The following is a 20,822-nucleotide window of genomic DNA, read 5'->3' on the forward strand; positions in this document are numbered from 1 at the left end:
GATTGCATTGTTCTCATGGTTGGTGGCTTTTGTTGGATTGCGTCTGCCATGGACGGTGCTTGTCCTGGCCGCGGCCTCTGCGGGTGTGTTGTCAGGGGTCATGTGGATTGTCGGATGGCGTGGCCAGCGCGACAGTCAACCCGGTGAGGAACCGCAGCCAGCACACCGACGCTCGCCGACTGGACCTAGTGCTCTGAATCCGGCCTATCTGACTGCCGTATTGTTCTTTTTCGCAGCGGCCCTTGTGTCAGCACGTGTGGGGTACGAAGCATATGTGGTCCAAACCAGTCAGCTTCGGCAAGCCATGGACGCGGAACTCCACGCAACAGTCGTGGGCAGGGTGACCTCTGATCCCAAACGCTCTACGGCACGGTTCACGCAGGAATCATCGACGTATACGCTCGAGGTTTATCTGCTCACCGCCAACGGTGCGGAGGTGAAGACCCCAGGACAGATCCGAGTGCTCGCGAGCCATTCGGCCAAGGAGGGGCCAACGTATGCGAGCATCGTGGAACTCAGCGGGAAACTCAGTGCCACCAATCCGGGAGAACGTACGCAAGCGTTGCTCCGCGTCAATGAACCCGCACGAGAACTTCATGCGCCAAGTGGTCTGGCGGCAGCCACGAATCAGCTACGTTCCAGCCTGAACAGCCTTGTTGAACCCTTGTCACCACAGGCGAGAGCGCTTGTCCCTGGCGCTGCGATAGGGGATACCCGGGAGATGGAGGATGGCCTTGACCAGGCCATGAAGGTCTCAGGCCTGACACACATCACGGCGGTATCGGGATCGCACTTCGCAGTTATCTTTCTGCTCATAAAGGCGGCTGCATCATCTCTCCCACGGGTAGCACGGGTCGCAATCATCGCGATGGTTTGCCTCGGGTTTGTTGCGCTTGTCCATCCGAGCGGTGCCGTGTTGCGCGCACTGACCATGGGACTTGTCGCGGTGACAGGACTCGCGCTCAAGAGACGTTCGCAGGGCATTGCCGCATTGGCGTTTGGTGCTCTCGCCCTGCTTCTCTATGACCCGTATAACGCGAGCGACTATGGGTTTCTGCTCTCTGTCACCGCGACCGCAGGGCTGATTCTGGGTAGTTCACCGCTTGCTCGTTTCCTACATCGACCACGCGGCATCGATCCGCTTGTGCCAAGACCGATTGCTCACGCACTCGCCGTTCCGATTGCCGCGCAACTTGCTGTTGGCCCGATCTTGTTGTTCTTGCAGCCGTACGTGTCGTTGTATTCGGTTCCGGCGAACGTGGCTGCGGCTCCAGCGCTTGCTCCGGCGACCATCTTCGGACTGTCCGCAACTTTTCTCGCACCGTTTGCACCCACGGCGGCGCTCGTATGTGCGCACATTGCGAGCGGTGCGACCTGGTGGATCGCTGCATGCGCTACGTTCTTTGCAGGGCTGCCGGGTGCGGCACTGTCGTGGCCCGAGGGCGCGACTGGCGCGGTGTTGTTGACCGCGCTGAGCGCAGGACTCGTGTGGTGGATGTGGGCATTCAACACTGGACGATTGAGTCGAGCCCAACGTCACGCAGAGCGCGCAGAATCGCGCAATACCATGCGGCAGGATCTTTCCCGTGGATGGCGCACTCCGTTGAGTCTCCGACTGCACCATCCCCGCGTAGGCGGTGCTATCGCCCATCAGCGCGGATGGCTTACCCGAGTTGGCGTCGTGTACGTCGCATTGGTCATGGTGGCAACGCTCTTCGTGTTGCGTCCGTATTGGCTTATCAATGTTTTAAACCCTGGTGGTCTGGGTCAGTGGCAGGTTGCTGGATGCGATGTTGGGCAGGGTGACGCCTTTCTCGCCCGTGGTGCGGACGGCAGCACCTACATGTTCGATGTTGGTGAACAGGACCGTCTACTGCGGGCTTGCCTGCGTGATCTTGCGATCACGCGCATAGACGTCGTATTCATCAGTCACTTTCACGCCGACCACTATGGCTCACTCGGAACGCTTCTCGACGAGACGGAGGTTGGGCAGATTATCACCGGCCCCGTTGTGGCTGAATCGGCAGGCGTGGCGTATGTCTTCGATATTGCGCAACGCCATGATGTGCCTATCGCTGCTATGCCCGAGCGATCAATCATGGAAAGTGCGGAGGGTAGTCAGAGCTGGCGGATCATGTGGCCTACACCTGCGGAGGTGGCTCTACTCGAACGGCTGGCGAGTACAGGAGTCAATGTCATGAATGATGCCAGCCTGGTCGTGGAAGTTGATCTTCAGGACGGTGGGCGAGCGGTGTTCCTAGGCGATCTTGAGGAACCGGGCCAAGAACGGTTCGCACATCATCTCGGTGAACTTACCCTGGACACATCAGCCGACAGCGCCCAGCGCGACCGACAGGTTGCGCAATCTAACGCGCCCACGCACGAAGGTGAGGAAAAGGGGCAGGAGGGAATCGTCGCCAATCAGGGCTATGACATCGTGAAAATGGCTCATCACGGTTCCGCATCCCAGTCGGATACCTTGGCGCGCGTACTCGCCCCCAAGGTGACGATCGTTGGCGTGGGAGAGGACAACTCGTACGGGCATCCAGCCCGTGCGGCAACTGACCTGTATACGCGGGTTGGGAGCCATATTTTGACCACCGCTGAATGTGGAACGTTTGGGGTGTACAGCCAAGCGGAGCGGTGGTTTGTTGTTGGCGGCTGCCTATGAAAACCTAAGTGCATGGCAACTGCTTCGCGTTCATCAGGTTCACGTTCCTCCGCTGCGCGCTCAGTGACGTGGGAACAGGCTCCGCTGGCGCCCGTGGTGCTGATTCAAGGACCCGAAGGGTTGCTTGTCGACCGTGCGATTGAGGTTGTGACAGCTGGGGCGCGTGAAGCGGACCCGCAGGTTGAGCGAACCGTGTTGGCCGGAGCCGGTTATCAAAATGGAACGCTCCTACTGCATACCAGCCCCTCCCTTTTCGGCGAGGCCCGACTCATCGTCATTGACAATGCGGAGGCAGCAACGGATGCTCTCATCACCGACGTTGTGTCCTATGTCGGGCATCCGCCCGCACCCGACGTGTGGCTTGTGATCGCACACCGCGGGGGAGTGCGTGGCAAGAAAATGCTCGATGCGATCAAGGCATCTGGTGCGCCGGTCGTTGCTTGTGAAGCTCTAAAAAAGGATGGCGACAAGGTTTCGTTCGCCGCTCAAGAATTCAAACGCGCTGGGCGGCGCGCAACTGCAGGAGCGGTGCGCGCACTCGTTGAGGCACTCGGCTCGGATGTGCGCGAACTGGCCTCTGCCTGCCAACAACTGATCGGCGATGTTTCTGGGACCATCGACGAGTCGATGGTGGAGAAATATTATGGTGGCCGGGTGGAAGCCACCGGTTTCAAGGTAGCAGATGCCGCGATTGCCGGTCAGACAGCCCACGCGATCTCACTGCTTCGTCACGCACTGGCGACAGGCGCTGACCCGGTGCCCATCGTTGCGGCACTTGCTTTGAAAGTGCGGACGCTCGCTAAGGCTGGTGCGTTGCGTTCGGGCCGTACGGCTGCCGATCTGGGTATGGCTCCGTGGCAAGCGGACCGTGCCCGCAAGGAACTGGCGAACTGGACTCCGGATGGGATCGCCAGAGCCATTCAAGCCGTTGCTCAAGCCGATGCAGAGGTCAAGGGCCAGGGGCGGGACCCCGTGTTTGCCGTCGAGCGTGCGGTTCTGGTGATTTGCCAGTCATACGGCAGATAAACGTAGGGCGTTTCTCAGGAGTCCCACTATGCGGACTCCTTCGGGTGAAAATTTGTAATGCTTACTAACTAACTGAAGTGATTGAGGATGGGCACTGTTGCCCATTTGTGCACTTCATCGATCTGCCTAGTTGGATCTACGTACGTAGATTTCCGGTGGTGAGACCGCTTGAGGCTGCGTGAATGTCTTATTGCGTAAAGTTCTCGCGCGCCCGCACTCTATCTATAGCGAAGGCGTAATCCGCCAATCCCCATCAGGTCTGGCGAAGGTCGGGCGTTGCAAGTTCAGGTGCAACTCCTGGTCCGATCCCGGCTCAACTCCTCGAAAGGACGATGGACTTGAAACCATCACCGAAGAAGGCGCTTGGTCAGCGCCTTGGAAGAAAACTCGCGGCAGCGCTCAGCACGCTCGCGGTCGTCGCAACCTCGGTTGTCGCTACAACTGTCGTAGTGGCTACTCCGGCATCCGCGGCTCCCTCAGCAGATCAATGCCCAGTTGGTTCTTGGCCAAATATGGGCAACGTGCCATTGTTTGCCGACAACAATGTGACGTTGTGGGCGGCTGGAGATGTTCTTCTGAACAACGCCGAGGTGGAAGGCCTTATGGTTGTTGAAAAAGACCTGACCATCGATCGTAGTCCCGGAGGACTCTATAACGTTGGTTGGGTGGGCGTTGGCAGCCAGATTTTGCCGAATGACAATGAACCGATGCTCATCGTTGGCGGAGATCTAGACCTGAGCTCAGCGAATACGACCGCTGTGCAGGTGGGTAAATCTCCAGATCGAGTCGGGCAGTATATGGTCGGTGGCGCGATCAGCGACCCCGGCAAGTTCGATGTCGGTACCTCGGTTCCCTATGATGTGACAGGCACGTACGCGGAAAACTTTGATGCAACGGTGGCTGCGGCGGATGCAACATTCAAGGCTGCTGCCACCACGGGATCTTTCACTCAAAACGGTTCTGTCCTTGAGTTCTCAGGCGACGGACTAAGCCTGCTTCAGGTGTTCGATGTTCCGGGCGCTTCTCTTGGAGCCTCTAACGTTCAAGTATCCCTGGACAATATCCCAGCGGGTGCTTCGGTTGTATTCCGAGTCGCAGGTGCTGCTCCCGTGACTATTCATCATTCCCTCACCTATGAGCTCAACGGCGTTGATGTCCCGTGGAACACTGCCGCATCTGGATCGTTCGCTGCTCATACCCTGTGGCACTTCACTGAGGCGACCGATATCACCATCGGCGAGTCGGGTGGATACGATGGCCAGTTCCTTGGAACAGTATTTGCACCGGTTGCAGGTTCGAACGTGGAAACCAACGAGAGCATTAACGGGCGCGTGTATGTCAACGGCAACCTTTCAATGCTTGGCAGTGGTCGGGAATTGCATAATTATCCGTTCCAAGGGTATCTCCCATTCTCGTGCCAAGATGACGGGAACCCAACTCAACCACCAGTATTGCCTGCTGTAACCCCTGTCGCACCAACCGTGACCACCGGTTGTGGCAGTAGTTTTGATGTAATCCTTCCAACCACCACGGGCGTTGTGTACAGCAAATCCCGTAGCGGCAACAAGATCACTGTAACCGCCACCCCTGCGTCGGGTTACAGGTTCCCGGCTGGTGTGACATCCTCGTGGGAATTCACCGTCAAAGACTGTGACGATTCAGGCAACCCAAATAATCCTGACCCCAACAACCCAGACAACGTTGGAGAAAAGGTTGTTAAGTTGGTCAAGCCTGTCGCCAATGACCGATGTGGCTCGGAGTACGATGCCACTCTGCCAAAGACTGAAGGCGTGCAGTACACCAAGGAGCGTAGCGGTGACAAGATCATCGTGACTGCGACGCCTGAGGACGGCTACGTCTTTGAGGACGGTGCTCGTGCCGAATGGACCTTCACCATCAAAAAGTGCACCGACAGCGGCGCTGACAGCACTTCCGGTAACAACACGAACTCCGGTTCTAACTCATCAGGATCGGCTGGTGGCTCCGACTCCACGAGCAACTCCAACGGTTCTTCGGGTGGACGTCTCTCGGACACGGGAGCTGAAGTTACGGGTCTGGTGTTGGCGGCAGTGTTGCTACTCATGGTGGGCGGCGGAGCGCTCCTAGTGGCTCGTAAGCGCGCTTGACTCATATGAGGTGACCCCTACCCCTTAAGTAGACCGGTACTTAACGCGCGCTGGGTATGACAAGGCTGGGCGGAATTGATGCGATTCCGTCCAGCCTTTGTCATGCCCGTATGGGGTCGTGTTTTGGGGAATGCGATTGAGCAGGGTGTGGGTCTGCTCGCCAAAGTGTGGGGCGCCGGTTACCCGGTGGGCTGAAAATGTTCCAGATGCACTGAATTTTTATATGCACCCGGGCCAAAAACAGCCCATCGAGATGGGGTATAGGTTGACAAGATCCCTTGAGGTTCGTAGGTTGGTTACATGAGTAATGAACCAAGGAGGTTCGCGTGCTAGATGAATCGAAACCGATCTTCCAACAGGTTGCCGATCAGATCTGCGATGACATCCTCAGCGGCGCCTCACCGGAGGAATCGCAGGTTGCCTCCACCAACGAACTCGCGCTCTTCCTGCGGATCAATCCTGCGACCGCAGGAAAGGGAATCAACCTGCTCGTGGACCGGGGAATTCTGTACAAGAAACGAGGCATCGGAATGTTCGTTGCACCTAGAGCGCATGAGATCGTGCGCAAAGACCGCGAGATGGCTTTCACACAGGACCAACTCAAAGCGTTTGTGATTCATGCCAAGAGCCTTGGACTCTCGCTCGACACCGTGACCACACTGATCGCAAAGGAATACAACAATGACTGACCTACGCGCTAGTGCCAGCCGCGACTCCACGGCGATCGCAGTGCAGAACGTGACCCGAACCTACGGGCGGGTTCGCGCACTGGACGGCGTCAATCTGACCATCGGGCAGAACACCATCTGTGGTTTGCTGGGATCAAATGGGGCCGGTAAAACCACCCTGATGTCGCTGATCGCGGGACATGATCGTCCATCTGCCGGCTCCATCACGGTTCAGGGCGAACACCCCTTTGAATCCGCCGTGGTCGCGAACAACACCTCGTTTGTGCGTGATAATCAGCGCTACCCAGATGACTACGTCCTCAAACACGCCATCGGCACGGCGCGGATCTTCCACCCCAACTGGAGCAGCGACCTAGAGGAACGACTGATCAAGCAGTTTGACCTGCCGCTCAAAACCCCTGTGAAGAAATTCTCCCGAGGACAGCTCTCAGCCATCGCGATCATCATCGGTTTGGCATCCAGGGCGCCGATCACGATCTTTGACGAGCCCTATCTCGGTCTCGACATCTCCGCACGGCGTCGGTTCTACGAGATCCTGCTTGAGGACTACAGCGCCCATCCGCGGACCATCATCATCTCGACCCACCTGGTTGAGGAGATGGAAGCGATGTTTGATCAGGTCGTGGTCCTCCACAAGGGCAGGATCGTCCTTGACGCGAGCCCCGATGACCTGTCTGCCAAGGCGTTCGAGTTCTCCGGACACACAGCGGCGGTCCTGGAACTCAGCGAGGGGTTGAACACGCTGAGCACCCGCACCGTTGGCAGCCTTGCAAGCACTGTCGTGCTTGATCGGTTGACCCCTGAACTGCGCGACCGTGCGACAGCGCTCGGTGTCACGCTGAGTCCAGCACCAATCCATGACCTCGTTGCCGCTATCGGCAACGTCTACGCACCGGAAGAGGAAGCATGATGAATGACGCACTGAAGGTGACAAGACTCCATTACATTAAGCGCGAGATTTCCTTCGTGGTCCCGATCATCATCATGGCACTTGTGGTGATCGTCTCGATCCTGGTCGCGCTGGTTATGCAGCGGGTCGGATTGAATCCCGATTCAACTGAGTGGAAAGAGGGCTTCCAGAACAACGGGGGTGCGTTCTGGAGTTTCCCTGGTTTCTTTGTGTATCTGGGAGTCCAGGCAATCGCCTCCACATTCCCGTTCGGTATGGCTTTGGGTACTACAAGAAAAGCCTATGCCGCCGGAACAGCACTGTTTTTCCTGTTGCAGGCTGCCTACATCGCGGCGCTTGGGCTTGTGCTCTTCGCCCTTGAGCGCCTTACGGATGGCTGGTTCGTGAGCGCATACGTCTTCAACGTGAACATGCTCGGGTCGGGTAACGTGCCGATCCTGCTATGGATGATATTCACGGTTGCATTCTTCTCGCTGAGCATCGGTGGCGTATTCGGTGCCCTGTTCGTGAAGGCGGGAACGAAAGGCCCGATGATCCTCGCGATTGCCCTCATTCTCGCGGTGGCTGTCTTGCTGGTGATTCTTGCTCCACAACTTGGGGCGATCTTCAGGTCGCTCACGTTTGTCCGCGTAGGGGCTGGCTTCCTGGCGATAGGTGTGGCTGCGGCTGTCGGGCAGTATCTTGGACTGCGCTCCGCCTCGGTTCGCTAGCCAGAGCCATGTCACTGCCAGGCGATTGCGCGCTGGGAGGCAAGGGTCGTCGTGAAGCAGAGGGGTGAAGGTCTGGTGCGGATATCCGCACCAGACCTTTGCTGCCTAGTGGCGGCAACATACTCATTGCCGACGAGCAGGTTACCTTCCAGCCCAGCCCCGCCATCACGCTTCTCCGGCGGGTAGTGACCTTGTTTTTGGACAGAACAAAGGTGCCATCCCGAGACACTGGGATGACACCTTTGTTGTGGGCGCCTTCGGCCCAAAGCCTAATCGCTAACGTGCGTCAGCGATTGAAACTCACAGAGCGGCAACTGCCTTTGCCAGAGCGGACTTGCGGTTCGCTGCCTGGTTGCGGTGGATGACGCCCTTGGACACTGCCTTGTCAAGCTTGCGTGAGGCAACAACGAGTGCAGCAGAAGCTGCTTCCTTGTCGCCTGCCGCCACAGCCTCGCGTACCTTGCGGACGAGAGTCTTGAGTTCGGACTTGTAAGCGTTGTTACGCTGACGTGCGATCTCGTTGGTGCGGATGCGCTTGATCTGGGACTTGATGTTTGCCACTTTAGGACTTTCTTTTTGTTCGCCATTCGGCGAGCGGATAGGTCGTAGAAGGCGATTCCAGCGCCGGGACTGGGGTGGGGAACCCGTGGTGAGGCTCTGGAACGGTGCCCGCCGACCTTGACGGACACACAGGGAAAATCTTACCAACCCACCAGGCGCGATGAAAGAGCGCAAACCGCGCGGTGCCGTGATTTCGCCGACATTCCAGCTCGCGCTGCGCCGATCACCTCAGGTTCGCCAGCCTCGCCCACATCCCCCAACCATCAAAGGGCTGTTTTTGGTCCGGTGTCCCAGAAAATCTCTGGGACACCGGACCAAAAACAGCCCACCGACTTCCAACTCAAGGTGATGTTACGGTGCCAACCGCCTAGATCGTCGTCAAGCAGTGCGGGAAGGCCCTATCTGAACAACTAGCGGCGAACTGCAGCCATGGCCTTCACAACGCCTGTGAAGGTGACGCGATCCATGACCGCACCCTCGCGGCGCATGTGGTCCGGATGGACGCGGATAACGCGATCGAGTCGAATCTCCGAATCTCGCCCCTGGCTATCCCACGGACCAGAGCCAATATCGAGCCAGTCGCCATACCGGGCTCTGCTCTTGTCCTTCGAGGTCAGCATGAGGCCAAGTAGCCAGTCGCCATCGCGTCCAACTATGAGTGTGGGGCGGTCTTTGCCCTGGTTGAAGTCATCCTCATAGGGCACCCAGGTCCACACGATTTCACCGGGATCGGCGTCTCCGTCCATTGCGGGAGAGTATTCGGGGGTGACTGTGCCGGTGAAGTCGCCGGGGTAGGCGTCACTGAGTGGGGGAGTTGCGCCGGTGCTTCCCAGACGTTTGCGTGGACCTGGTTTCGCGCTGGAGTTCGGTTTGGCGTCGTTTTTCTTGCTTGACGACGATGCGGACGCCTTGGGTTTGCTCGGCGCGGGGGAGCCTGTGCCGCGCGGGGAGGTGGTGCCCTTCGGCTTGTGCGAGGTGCTGCTCTTCTTTGAGTCAACGAAGACGTCGAGGGCGATGCGCCCGAGCGTGCCGAGCAGATCTGTCCATTTGTTCTTAGCCACGCATCAAACCTAACTGGGAAGAGCGGGCAGACAAAACCCGCAGGTGGGGTGATAGGTGGTCGGTATCATACGTTTCTGCTTAAGAAAAAGGGCGCGAACATGGGAGAATATACGGCGTGACTCCCATCCCATCGGCGGCCAATCTGGCCCGCATTCAGCCCGCGGCGACTTCGCCTGATCTGTTGCGCAACTTCTGCATCATCGCGCACATTGACCACGGTAAGTCGACCCTTGCAGACCGTATGCTCCAGTTGACTGGCGTTGTCGACGCCCGTGCCATGCGTGCTCAGTACCTTGACCGCATGGATATTGAGCGTGAGCGTGGAATCACCATCAAATCCCAGGCTGTGCGTATGCCGTGGGAAGTTGATGGCCAGCCATTCGCGCTGAACATGATTGACACCCCCGGACACGTTGACTTCACCTACGAGGTGTCTCGCTCGCTCGCCGCATGTGAGGGCGCGATTCTTCTCGTTGACGCAGCGCAGGGTATTGAAGCTCAGACGCTTGCTAACCTGTATCTGGCAATGGAGAACGATCTGCAGATCATCCCCGTTCTGAACAAGATCGACCTGCCAGCCGCGCAGCCGGAAAAGTACGCAGAGGAACTCGCCGGTCTGATCGGCGTGGACCCTGAGGATGTGCTCAAGGTGTCGGGCAAGACAGGGGAAGGTGTCGAGGCCCTACTGGACCGGATCGTTGAGTTGATTCCAGCTCCGGTTGGTGAAGCCGATGCGCCAGCGCGCGCGATGATCTTCGACTCCGTGTACGACACCTACCGTGGTGTGGTCACCTACGTGCGTGTGGTTGACGGCAAGTTGAACCCGCGTGAGCGTATCCAGATGATGTCCACCAAGGCACAGCACGAGTTGCTGGAGATCGGTGTCTCCTCGCCGGAGGGCATTCCGACCAAGGGCCTTGGTGTGGGCGAGGTGGGTTACCTCATCACCGGCGTGAAGGACGTGCGTCAGTCCAAGGTTGGTGACACGGTCACAAACAACGCTAAGCCAGCCGAGGAGGCTCTTGGCGGCTACTCTGACCCCAAGCCGATGGTGTTCTCGGGTCTGTACCCGATTGATGGTTCGGACTACCCGGTTTTGCGTGACGCGCTCGACAAGTTGAAACTGAACGACGCCGCGCTCGTGTATGAGCCTGAGACGTCGGTGGCACTTGGCTTCGGTTTCCGCGTCGGATACCTCGGTCTGCTGCACCTTGAGATCGTGCGGGAACGCCTCGAACGCGAGTTCAACCTCGACCTGATCTCGACCGCCCCGAACGTCATCTATGACGTGCAACTCGAGGACAAGACGTGGGTTGAGGTGACAAACCCGTCTGAGTTCCCTGGCGGAAAGATCCTGGACGTTCAAGAGCCGGTGGCCAAGGCAACGATTCTGGCGCCATCTGAGTACATCGGCGCGATCATGGAGTTGTGCCAGGAACGCCGCGGCGACCTTCAGGGCATGGACTATCTGTCCGAGGATCGCGTGGAGATGCGCTACCAGTTGCCACTCGCAGAGATCGTGTTCGACTTCTTTGACGCACTCAAATCCCGCACCCGTGGGTATGCGTCGCTTGACTATGACGTGAACGGCGCCCAATCGGCTGCGCTCGTGAAGGTTGACATCCTGCTTCAGGGTGAGCGGGTGGACGCTTTCTCGGCCATCGTGCACAAGGATGCCGCCTACAGTTACGGCGTCAAGATGTGTGCCAAGCTCAAGGAACTCATCCCGCGCCAGCAGTTTGAGGTCCCGATCCAGGCGGCTATCGGTTCGCGGGTGATCGCCCGCGAGACGATTCGCGCAATGCGCAAGGATGTCCTGGCCAAATGCTACGGCGGTGACATCTCCCGTAAGCGCAAGCTGCTTGAGAAGCAGAAGGAAGGTAAGAAGCGCATGAAGACGATCGGAACCGTTGAGGTTCCAAAGGAAGCTTTCATCTCCGCTCTTACCAGTGAGCAGGGCGACTCCAAGAAGAAGTAGCCCGCCAGCAGTTCTTTACAAGGAAAGGTGACATGTCACCAGCACTTCCTGACGGAGAGTCCGTGCCACAGGACGGCTCGCTCCCCTCGTGGGTGGCCAGTGGCGCGGATTCTCGCGGTTTTGGCGTGTATGTGCACGTTCCGTTCTGTTCGGTGCGTTGTGGTTACTGCGACTTCAACACGTACACCGCAACGGAGTTGGGTGGCGGCGCAAGCCAAGTCAACTATGCCGACACCTCGCTGAAAGAAATTGACCTTGCACGCCACGTGATGGACCGTGCCGGGTTGCCCAGTCGTACCGCCAACACGGTGTTCTTTGGTGGGGGAACTCCCACGATGCTGCCAGCCACTCATCTGGCGAAGATCCTTGGCGGTATCAAGGATGCGTGGGGTCTGACCGAGGGCGCGGAGGTCACAACTGAGGCGAACCCCGATTCCGTGACTCCCGAATACCTGCGTACTCTCGCGCAGGCAGGGTTCACTCGCGTGAGTTTCGGTATGCAGTCGGCGGTTCCACATGTGCTTGCAACTCTCGAACGCACCCATGACGCCGCACGGATACCCGATGTCGTGAGTTGGGCGCGCGACGCCGGACTCGATGTTTCCCTTGACCTGATCTACGGTACTCCGGGGGAGTCGCTTGTGGACTGGCGCACCTCGGTTGAGACTGCCCTTGAAACCGGGGTCGAGCATATCTCCGCCTACGCTCTGGTCGTTGAGCAGGGCACCAAGATGGCTGCCCAGGTGCGGCGCGGTGAACTTGAGCTCCCCAGCGAAGACGACCAGGCCGAGAAGTACGAACTTGTGGACGACCTGCTGACCGCTGCTGGCTTCGAATGGTACGAGGTATCGAACTGGGCCAAACGTGTGGACGGCAGACTCAAGGCCTGTGAACACAACCTTGCGTATTGGCGCGGCGACGACTGGTGGGGAATCGGCCCTGGAGCGCACTCATATCTCGGTGGACCCGGAACAGGGGATACTGAGCCAGATGCCGGTATGCGCTGGTGGAATGTCAAACACCCCATCCGCTATGCGGCACTCCTTGAGTCCGGCGAGTCGCCGGCAGCCGGACGAGAACGCCTGACACCGGCCGAGGCTCACCTGGAACGCATCATGCTCCAGATACGGTTGAGTGAAGGCCTTTCGATTGCCGCGCTCTCCTCAGAAGCCAGGCAACGGGTTGCCGCGCACATCGCTTCTGGACTCGTTGAGCCGAAACCTGCTTTTGCGGGAACGCTCAAACTCACACGCACCGGACGTCTCCTCGCAGACACCGTTATCCGTGACCTGACCGATTAATGAACCTTTCTGAGTAACCTGCTGTGACTGCTACTGAACCACCTGTACTAACTCCTGCGACCGGTGTTCCCGCTGGGAAGACCGGGGTTGCCGGTTTGTCCAAACCCGCGAGAACCACGGTGCATCGCGCACCCCGGCTCTATGGCCTAGACTCGCTGCGTGCGATCGCCGTGTTGCTTGTTCTCGTGTATCACTTCTCGCCATCGCTGCTGCCCGGTGGGTTCATCGGTGTGGACGTTTTCTTTGTGCTGTCTGGCTTCCTGATCACCTCGCTGCTGGTGCAGGAATGGCAGGCGCGTAACGTCATATCCCTCAAGGATTTCTGGCGTCGCCGCGCCCGCCGTATTCTTCCGGCCCTCTTCCTGATGCTGGCGGTGATCGTTCCTGTAGCTGGTGTCATCGGCGGCGATATTCTGGCTGGCTTGCACGCCCAACTGCTTGGTGCATTCACCTTCTCAAGCAACTGGGTATACATCGCGACAGGCTCAACCTACGAGGCGGCTCTCACACCAGCGCTGCTCAACAACCTGTGGTCACTCGCGGTGGAGGAGCAGTTCTATGTGCTGTGGCCGCTCGCTGTGGTTGCCGGGTTTGTCTGGACCAAACGGTTGTCGCAACGTCGCTCACGCGCCGTGATAGTCGGTGTGACCTCCCTGCTTGCAGTGGTTTCGGCGGGTCTGATGTTCTTACTGTTCACGCCTGGGCAAGACCCGTCACGCGTGTATTTCGGCACCGACACGCACCTGTTCGGGTTGATGCTTGGTGCGGTCCTGGCGTTCGTGATGGTGCCGAATCCTGAGTTTGGCTGGCCGCGTCGTATCCCGTTGGCGGCACGGCTCACACAGCAGATTCCTGAACTTATTGTCCGAATCATCCACGCCGTTATTGCGCTGGCCGCGTTGGGTGTGATCGGCTATGCCTCGGTTGCCCTTGAATTCTCCGATGCGTTGACGTTCCGTGGCGGTCTGCTTGCGGTCGACGTTGCGACGGTCGTGCTCATCGCGGTGATCGTGTGTAACCAGCGTGCTGCCCACCCACTTGAGATCACGCCACTCAAGTGGGTGGGCAGGCGTTCATATGCGCTGTATCTGTGGCACTGGCCGGTTCTGGTCATCGTCGCGTTCCTCACCTCCGAGCGAGCTGCGGGTGCTGATTCGTCTCCGCTCACTTTCTTAGTTGCATTCGCGTTAACGGTCGCTGCAGCAGCCTTGTCATACCGCTTTGTCGAGCAGCCGGTTCTGCGCCACGGCGTGCGCGGTTCGCTCGCTCAGTTGGGCGGGTGGTTGAGCGGGCTGGTCACCGCGGTGACCGCACCGCGGGAACTGATTTCCGACGATCCGGCGGCTTTCTCCGCAACACGTAGTCGCGCCGTGGCTGGTGTTTTGACGGTTGTGGTGGCTGCCGCTGCCATTGTCGGAGGCTCAACCGCCGCGCTGACCCGAGTACCGGACGAGAACTCTATTGAGGCAAGCATCAATGATGGCGCCGATCTCATCCGTAAGGCTCAGGAGGAAGCCGAACGCGGTGTCAATGAATCTGGCGACGATGATGTGAGCGATGAGGAGCTTTTCGCCGACCTCGAAGAGGACGGCGACACCGTGGATGATGGATCTGGTGCTGCGGGGCACAATGATCTAGGCTCTTCCCAGCCAGATGGCGAGGACAACCCTGCTACCGAACCTGATGCACAGGAGACGGGTGTTCCTAACCCAGACACGGATACGGAAACCACTCCGAAGGAAACTGAACAGGATAGGGAATCTGCTGGACTCGTCGGCAAGAAGCCGAAGGGAAAGCAGGTGACCGTCATCGGTGATTCCGTGACGTTGGCCTCGGCCGATCCGCTCCTTAAATCGCTCAAGGGTGCGTACGTCGATGCAGAAGTGTCCCGGTTCTTGAGCGATGCTCCGAAGATCATGCGCAAGCTTAAGAAGAAGGATGACCTGCGTGATTTCGTCGTGGTGGCGCTGGCAACCAACTCGACCGCACGCGAGAAGGACATCGAGTCCATCCTCAAGGTCGCCGGCAAGCGCAAGGTCGTGTTCGTGACGGGCCACGCCGAACGTAGTTGGATCAAGGACACCAACAAGATGCTCAAGGAGGTCGCGAAGGAGCACGACAATGTCGTGGTCGCCGACTGGAGCAAAGCGATCAAGAAACACGAGAAGGAACTCGCCCGCGACGGCATTCACCCCGGCCCAAAGGGCGCCAAACGTTACGCCAAGGTGGTCGTGGAAGCGCTCAAGGTTGCCAACGCCTGATTGCTGCATACCTGAGTGTGTGGATGCTTCTGACTTCCGATGAGGCGTACTACCCTCCAAACGATGTTGCGGCCCTGCCGACACTGTTTCGCTGTTTTTACGTGACGGCGCCGACAGTGCCGCAACATCGAATTCCTGCCAATAGAGCGCGGTGCTTGATGTGTGAAGCATGTTTTCGAATGGAAGAACTCGGGGAACGCCGGTTCTTCCTGCAAGCACCTAATCGAATTTCTCTACTTTGTGTTTACATCCATAGATGTTGCTAAATCGGTCTGATCTGCGTTAACTTCGATCAATACACCTGAGCAGGGGGCATGGTGTGAAGCCTGTGGCACGTTGTAGGCAGATTCGATCGAATGAAGAACCGCGTTCGCTTTGCGAGTCCCAACATGCCGCCCCGGAATACACACAAGGACAGCTTGGTGCACATGACTTCTAGAGCACGTATTTCAAAGTTGATGCTCGTGCGGATCGCTGTTGCGGTGGTGGCGGTGAGCCTGCTGAGTCTGCACTTCAAACTTGAAATCGAGATGCTGGGAGTGCTGTCGTGGTTCGTCCCCACCGGGTACTTGCTTATATTCGAGCTCCCACGAGCGGCATGGAAACAAAACAATCCTGATCAGCAAGAGTGATTGACGTATGGGCTGCGCAAGTACGCGCAGCCCACACACTTTGATGCGTAATCATCGGTAATAAGTGTGACCGTGGGCAGCTTTGACCATAGGGTGCGGGAACGTTGGCGCTGTCCATGGTCGCATTGGTACCCTGGCTCCCGGCCAAGCGATCCCGTGGGCGGTGCTGCGTGGTAAGCGGCTAGGGTGCGGTGACGAAGTCGATGAGTTCCTCGACCCGGCCAAGCAGTGCGGGTTCAAGGTCCGTGTATGAGCGGACGGTACCGAGGATTCGTTGCCATCCCTGCGCCACATCTGCTTGGGTGCTGTGCGGCCAGTCGAGGTGAGCGAGAACGCCGACCTTCCACTCGACGCTACGGTCAATCGTTGGCCAAGCATCCAGTCCAACACGGGTAGGTTTCACGGCCTCCCATACGTCAACGTAGGGATGTCCAAGGATCTTGACGTTCTCGGAACCGAATCGGCTGATCACCGCTTGGGCGATGCGTGATTCCTTGGAACCCGATACAAGATGGTCCACGAGCACACCCACCTTGCGGCCAGGTTCGGGGTCAAACTCTTCGAGCACTTCTTCGAGATTGTCCACACCTTCGAGTAGTTCGACTACAACTCCCTCGTAGCGTAGATCATCGCCCCATACCTTCTCCACGAGTTCGGCGTCGTGTTTCCCCTCGACCCAGATCCGTGAACCACGAGCCACACGCGCCTTGTGGGGTCCTGCCGAAACGGAACCGGAAGCCGTACGAGATGGACCCGATGCCGTGGGTGCGGCCTTGCGTGGGGGAGTGAGGATGACCGGCTCGCCGTCTACCCAAAAGCCTGGGCCGAGGCGGAAGGTTCGGGTTCTTCTATTGCGGTCCTCAAGAACCACAACGTGCATTCCGCCGGACTTCTCGACCCGCACAACGGCGCCAACCCAGCCTGTCGTGATTTCCTCAACCACAACTCCGCGATCAGCCGGGAACTCCCTAACTGGTTTGGGCTTGTGGGCGCGCGGGGAACCGTTGCCCAGAACGTCGTTGGAATAGCGATCAAAACTCACCTAGGAACCATAACGTGTGCCAGGGCAGGAGCGTGCGCGTGACACGTCTCAGGCGATGAACTCCGCGTCGGTGGGGCGAAATTGGCCCGTGTGCACGCGCAAAGTACACGCATCCGGGCCAATTTCGCCCCACCGACGTGAAACCTCGTGAGGAATGCGTGCGGGGCCCCTCATACGTGAGACGTTCGCTGTGCGAGAGAGGTAGCGCGAATCACGCCTGGCTACTGGTAAACCTAAATTGGCACTCGCTAAGATGGAGTGCTAGAGCAGACGGGAGGGACAACATGTTAGCGGAACAGCGCCGACTGGAGGTTCTTCGCGCAATCGTCGAGGAATTCGTGCAAACCCGAGAACCAATCGGTTCGAAGGCGATTGCACAGCGTCATGGGCTTGGCGTGTCCTCGGCGACCATCCGTAACGACATGGCTCTTCTCGAGGAGGCAGGGCTGATCGCTCAGCCGCACACGTCTGCTGGACGCGTGCCAACTGACCTTGGCTACCGTGCTTTCGTGGACCAACTCTCCGAGGTCAAGCCGCTCTCAGGTGCTGAGCGCAACGCAATCAAGTTGTTCCTCGACTCCGCCGTGGACCTCGACGACGTTGTGCATCGAGCTGGTCGCCTGCTCGCACAGATCACCGGACAGGTGGCGATCGTGCAGTATCCGTCACTGCGTAAGTCCACGGTGCGCCATCTGGAACTGGTTCCGCTGCACTCGACCCGGCTGCTGCTCGTGGTGATCACCGATACGGGGCGCGTGGAGCAACGCAACGTGGAGATCAAGCCAAGCGAGCTGGCTGCCGGCGCTCTGCGCGTGAGTGAGAGCGATGGTCTCCCGCAGGACCACGTTGCCCGCGAACACGAGGAGGCCCTGTCCCGGATCAAGCTGTCGCTCAACGAGGCGGTGACGGGACGTCCCTACAGCGAACTCCTTGCTCAGCTTGAAACCCTTATCTTTTCCGTGCAGGAAGCGGACCGGATGCTACTGCGTCGGATTGCTGATGCTATCGCTGCGATTCTTGCAGAGGAAAACGATGACCGTATCGTACTTGCAGGAACCGCCAACCTAGCCCGCCACGGAGTGTCCAACCTGCGCCCGGTGCTTGAAGCGCTTGAGGAGCAGGTCATTCTGCTGAAGCTACTGTCCGAAATGGCTGATGACTCCGCTGGCGTCTCGGTGCGGATCGGGCACGAAACCCAGAACTCTGGTCTCTACGAAACCTCGGTCGTGCGCGCGGCCTATGGTTCGGGGGATCAACCGCTTGGCGCCATTGGGTCATTGGGGCCAACGGGAATGGATTATTCAGGAACAATCGCGTCGGTGCGTGCGGTTGCTCGTTATCTCACACGCATTTTGAGTAACTAATCGCGCGCCCCAGACGTTGATCCGTGACAGAACCTGTCACCAAAGAACACACAGAGAGATTTTCGTGAACGACTACTATGCCACCCTCGGTGTTGACCGTAACGCGTCTCCTGAGGAGATCAAGAAGGCCTACCGTAAACTCGCTCGCAAACTCCACCCAGACGTAGCTGGGCCGGATGCCGAGGAGGAGTTCAAGGACGTTCAGCGCGCCTACGATGTGTTGTCCAACCCTGACAAGCGTCAACAGTTTGATATGGGTGCTGACCCGAACGCTCCAGGTGGTGGCGGCATGGGTGGCGGCTTTGGCTTCCAGGACATCTTCGAGACGTTCTTTGGCGGCGGTCAGCAGCAACGTGGCCCGATCCCGCGTGCTCGCCGTGGCCAGGATTCGCTCATGCGGATCGACATCGATCTGTCTGAGGCGGCATTCGGCGTCACAAAGGACATCGAGGTTGACACGGCTGTCCTGTGCGGCACCTGTAAGGGGTCATGCTGCGCGCCTGGGACCAACGTGGCCACCTGTGGGGCGTGCCATGGTTCAGGAACAGTACAGCGCGTGGCTCGCTCGTTCCTCGGACAGGTGATGACAACCGCTCCGTGTGGCGTCTGTGAGGGCTACGGCACGATCATCCCGAGCCCATGCTCGGAGTGCTCCGGTTCGGGTCGCGTGCGTTCACGCCGTACCATCAAGATCGATGTTCCCGCTGGTGTCGAAACCGGTGTTCGGATCAAGATGTCCGGTCAGGGTGAGGTTGGTCCGGCGGGTGGCCCGGCCGGGGACCTGTACTTTGAGATTCGGGAGCGCAAGCACCCCATCTTCACCCGGCACGGTGACGACATTGCATGCACGGTTGAGGTGCCGATGACGGCTGCTGCGCTCGGCACGGTCTTGGAGATTGAAACTCTCGATGGCGTGCGCGAGGTCGACCTTGCACCGGGCACGCAGCCTGGTCAGATTATCACTCTGCGCGATCTGGGCATTGGTCACCTGCATGGCAGTGGCCGCGGTTCGTTGGACATCACCATTGACGTGACCATTCCGAGTGGGCTTGACGACGAACAGATTGAGTTGCTGCAAAGACTCGCCTCGCTGCGTGGTGAGGAGCGTCCCGCAGGCCGCGTTGCGGCGAATAGCAACGGTGTGTTCTCACGCCTTAAAGAGAAGTTGAGCGGACGCTAACTGAAATGAGCGCACCGGTATTTCTTGCTGAGGGGGAGGACCTCTCCGCGTACACGCCCGGCTCGGTCTTCGCCCTCGACGGTGAGGAGGGCCGTCACGCTGGAGTGGTGCAGCGCCGTCAGGTTGGCGAGCAGATCGACATCGTGGATGGTAAGGGCATGCGCCTGTGCACCACGATCGAACTGGTGAGCCAGGGGCACCTTGAACTTCGAGTAGACGCGGTGAACGCTGAACCCACCAGCGAGCATGAGTTTGTGCTCGTGCAGGCGCTTGCCAAGGGAGACCGTGACGAACTCGCGATTGAGGCAAGCACCGAGGTCGGCGTCGACGGTGTCGTACCGTGGCAGGCTGATCGTTCGATTGTTGTGTGGCGTGGTCCACGTGCGGCAAAGTCACACGCCCGCTGGCGTGCAACGATCCGTGCGGCAACCAAGCAGGCGCGCAGGGCTCGACTGCCGTTTGTCGAGCAGCCGGTGGATTCGAGGGCATTGACCCGACTCATCGAGCAGACTGTTCAGGATGGCGGAGCAGCGGTTGTGCTCCATGAAGAAGCATCGACGGGGATTGGAGCAGTTGAACTACCCGCCGGGAACGGTACTCCGGTGCGTGTTCTGTTGATCGTGGGTCCTGAGGGCGGCATGACGGAGCGTGAGGTCGAATCGTTCACGCAGGCAGGTGCCGTGCTCGGACGACTAGGCCCACACGTGTTGCGTACATCCACTGCCGGTCCGGTGGCGCTCTCGGTCCTGTCGCATTCGACGGGGCGCTGGTAGCCCACGCTGGGTGCTGTTGACCGTGATCCGTGTTGAGTAGGTACGGTGTTTCGGCGAGCGGGTCGGGCGTTTGACGGTCTATCGTGGGCACATGGCTAACTCTCACAACCCCACAGCAGACTGTATCTTCTGCAAGATCATCGCCGGTGAGTTGACGTCGCAGACTATCGCGGAAACTGACCGTGTGATCGCATTCCGCGACATTAACCCGCAGGCGCCACTGCATGCTCTCATCGTGCCCAAGCGACACTACGGCGACGTTGCCCAAGTTGCGGGCGCGGATCCTGAACTCCTCGCGGAGATGGTTTCTCTCGCGGATGAGGTTGCGTCGGAGCACGCGGATGGTCAGTTCCGGTTCATCTTCAACTCCGGCCCAAACGCTGGCCAGAGTGTCTTCCATGTGCACGGTCACGTTCTGGGCGGCACGAAGCTTGGCTGGAACCCCGCCTGATCCGCATCGCCTCCCTGCAGCGGGTATTCTCTGGTATCCCACACAACTTGTTGCAAGTGGGCTAGATCCAACTCGTGCTGCACAG

The 20,822-nt window shown here is 58.9% G+C and carries 17 protein-coding genes; 14 read left to right on the forward strand and 3 right to left on the reverse strand.

All coding sequences use genetic code 11. The annotated features are described in order from the left end of the window. Window positions 1–22 precede the first annotated feature (22 nt). The 6 genes from ACFSYH_RS00995 to ACFSYH_RS01020 all read left to right on the forward strand — a co-directional run bounded on the left by ACFSYH_RS00995 (window position 23) and on the right by ACFSYH_RS01020 (window position 8,132). Entirely contained in the window at window positions 23–2,671 is a 2,649-nt protein-coding gene (locus ACFSYH_RS00995; protein ID WP_377464578.1) for a ComEC/Rec2 family competence protein, read from the forward strand. A 12-nt stretch (window positions 2,672–2,683) separates the two neighbouring features. Continuing rightward, window positions 2,684–3,697 carry a DNA polymerase III subunit delta gene (gene holA, locus ACFSYH_RS01000; RefSeq protein WP_377464579.1) on the forward strand — a complete coding sequence of 338 codons (1,014 nt, stop codon included), beginning with the start codon at window positions 2,684–2,686 and terminating at the stop codon, window positions 3,695–3,697. A gap of 338 nt (window positions 3,698–4,035) precedes the next feature. Beyond that, window positions 4,036–5,823 carry a collagen-binding domain-containing protein gene (locus ACFSYH_RS01005; RefSeq protein ID WP_377464581.1) on the forward strand — a complete coding sequence of 596 codons (1,788 nt, stop codon included), beginning with the start codon at window positions 4,036–4,038 and terminating at the stop codon, window positions 5,821–5,823. A gap of 326 nt (window positions 5,824–6,149) precedes the next feature. Next, window positions 6,150–6,512 (forward strand): GntR family transcriptional regulator, encoded by a 363-nt coding sequence (locus ACFSYH_RS01010; protein ID WP_377464582.1) that lies wholly within the window; start codon window positions 6,150–6,152, stop codon window positions 6,510–6,512. Continuing rightward, entirely contained in the window at window positions 6,505–7,422 is a 918-nt protein-coding gene (locus ACFSYH_RS01015; RefSeq protein ID WP_377464583.1) for an ABC transporter ATP-binding protein, read from the forward strand. The genes ACFSYH_RS01010 and ACFSYH_RS01015 overlap by 8 nt, the downstream gene beginning before the upstream one ends. Beyond that, a complete protein-coding gene (locus ACFSYH_RS01020; RefSeq protein ID WP_377464584.1) occupies window positions 7,422–8,132 on the forward strand; it encodes a hypothetical protein in 711 nt (236 codons plus the stop codon). The genes ACFSYH_RS01015 and ACFSYH_RS01020 overlap by 1 nt, the downstream gene beginning before the upstream one ends. A gap of 300 nt (window positions 8,133–8,432) precedes the next feature. On the opposite strand, the gene rpsT is transcribed toward ACFSYH_RS01020, so the two are convergent. Together rpsT and ACFSYH_RS01030 are read right to left on the reverse strand one after the other, a co-directional pair. Further along, entirely contained in the window at window positions 8,433–8,693 is a 261-nt protein-coding gene (rpsT, locus tag ACFSYH_RS01025; protein WP_377464585.1) for a 30S ribosomal protein S20, read from the reverse strand. Between the two features lie 410 nt (window positions 8,694–9,103). Beyond that, window positions 9,104–9,754 carry a type II toxin-antitoxin system PemK/MazF family toxin gene (locus ACFSYH_RS01030; RefSeq protein ID WP_377464586.1) on the reverse strand — a complete coding sequence of 217 codons (651 nt, stop codon included), beginning with the start codon at window positions 9,752–9,754 and terminating at the stop codon, window positions 9,104–9,106. 116 nt (window positions 9,755–9,870) lie between these two features. On the opposite strand from ACFSYH_RS01030, the gene lepA reads away from it, so the two are divergent. The 4 genes from lepA (at window position 9,871) to ACFSYH_RS01050 (ending at window position 15,927) form a co-directional block, all read left to right on the forward strand. After that, window positions 9,871–11,733 carry a translation elongation factor 4 gene (gene lepA, locus ACFSYH_RS01035; protein ID WP_377464588.1) on the forward strand — a complete coding sequence of 621 codons (1,863 nt, stop codon included), beginning with the start codon at window positions 9,871–9,873 and terminating at the stop codon, window positions 11,731–11,733. A gap of 32 nt (window positions 11,734–11,765) precedes the next feature. Beyond that, a complete protein-coding gene (gene hemW, locus ACFSYH_RS01040) occupies window positions 11,766–13,034 on the forward strand; it encodes a radical SAM family heme chaperone HemW (protein WP_377464589.1) in 1,269 nt (422 codons plus the stop codon). A 23-nt stretch (window positions 13,035–13,057) separates the two neighbouring features. Continuing rightward, window positions 13,058–15,295 carry an acyltransferase family protein gene (locus ACFSYH_RS01045; RefSeq protein WP_377464590.1) on the forward strand — a complete coding sequence of 746 codons (2,238 nt, stop codon included), beginning with the start codon at window positions 13,058–13,060 and terminating at the stop codon, window positions 15,293–15,295. A 356-nt stretch (window positions 15,296–15,651) separates the two neighbouring features. Further along, on the forward strand, window positions 15,652–15,927 hold the full coding sequence (locus ACFSYH_RS01050) for a hypothetical protein (protein ID WP_377464591.1): 276 nt from the start codon (window positions 15,652–15,654) through the stop codon (window positions 15,925–15,927). A gap of 181 nt (window positions 15,928–16,108) precedes the next feature. On the opposite strand, the gene ACFSYH_RS01055 is transcribed toward ACFSYH_RS01050, so the two are convergent. Beyond that, a complete protein-coding gene (locus ACFSYH_RS01055; protein WP_377464592.1) occupies window positions 16,109–16,969 on the reverse strand; it encodes a DUF3097 domain-containing protein in 861 nt (286 codons plus the stop codon). Window positions 16,970–17,253: 284 nt separating this feature from the next. Here ACFSYH_RS01055 and ACFSYH_RS01060 point away from each other — a divergent pair, with 284 nt between their 5' ends. From ACFSYH_RS01060 to ACFSYH_RS01075, 4 genes are all read left to right on the forward strand, one after another. Then, on the forward strand, window positions 17,254–18,333 hold the full coding sequence (locus ACFSYH_RS01060; protein ID WP_377464593.1) for an HrcA family transcriptional regulator: 1,080 nt from the start codon (window positions 17,254–17,256) through the stop codon (window positions 18,331–18,333). A gap of 64 nt (window positions 18,334–18,397) precedes the next feature. Further along, entirely contained in the window at window positions 18,398–19,513 is a 1,116-nt protein-coding gene (dnaJ, locus tag ACFSYH_RS01065; protein WP_377464594.1) for a molecular chaperone DnaJ, read from the forward strand. Between the two features lie 5 nt (window positions 19,514–19,518). Next, complete coding sequence (locus tag ACFSYH_RS01070) at window positions 19,519–20,286, forward strand: 16S rRNA (uracil(1498)-N(3))-methyltransferase (protein WP_377464595.1); 768 nt, start codon at window positions 19,519–19,521, stop codon at window positions 20,284–20,286. A 91-nt stretch (window positions 20,287–20,377) separates the two neighbouring features. Next, on the forward strand, window positions 20,378–20,737 hold the full coding sequence (locus tag ACFSYH_RS01075; RefSeq protein WP_377464596.1) for a histidine triad nucleotide-binding protein: 360 nt from the start codon (window positions 20,378–20,380) through the stop codon (window positions 20,735–20,737). Window positions 20,738–20,822: the final 85 nt, after the last annotated feature.

It is taken from the genome of Populibacterium corticicola (assembly GCF_042683685.1).
Taxonomy (GTDB): Bacteria; Actinomycetota; Actinomycetes; order Actinomycetales; family Cellulomonadaceae; genus Timonella; species Timonella corticicola.

Excerpts from the sequence above, each read along its gene's own strand:
- ACFSYH_RS01060 (WP_377464593.1), top strand. The coding sequence starts at position 17,254 with ATGTTAGCGGAACAGCGCCGACTGGAGGTTCTTCGCGCAATCGTCGAG.
- hemW (WP_377464589.1), top strand. The coding sequence starts at position 11,766 with ATGTCACCAGCACTTCCTGACGGAGAGTCCGTGCCACAGGACGGCTCG.
- holA (WP_377464579.1), top strand. The coding sequence starts at position 2,684 with ATGGCAACTGCTTCGCGTTCATCAGGTTCACGTTCCTCCGCTGCGCGC.
- ACFSYH_RS01015 (WP_377464583.1), top strand. The coding sequence starts at position 6,505 with ATGACTGACCTACGCGCTAGTGCCAGCCGCGACTCCACGGCGATCGCA.
- ACFSYH_RS01075 (WP_377464596.1), top strand. The coding sequence starts at position 20,378 with ATGGCTAACTCTCACAACCCCACAGCAGACTGTATCTTCTGCAAGATC.
- ACFSYH_RS01050 (WP_377464591.1), top strand. The coding sequence starts at position 15,652 with ATGAAGAACCGCGTTCGCTTTGCGAGTCCCAACATGCCGCCCCGGAAT.
- ACFSYH_RS01020 (WP_377464584.1), top strand. The coding sequence starts at position 7,422 with ATGAATGACGCACTGAAGGTGACAAGACTCCATTACATTAAGCGCGAG.
- ACFSYH_RS01070 (WP_377464595.1), top strand. The coding sequence starts at position 19,519 with ATGAGCGCACCGGTATTTCTTGCTGAGGGGGAGGACCTCTCCGCGTAC.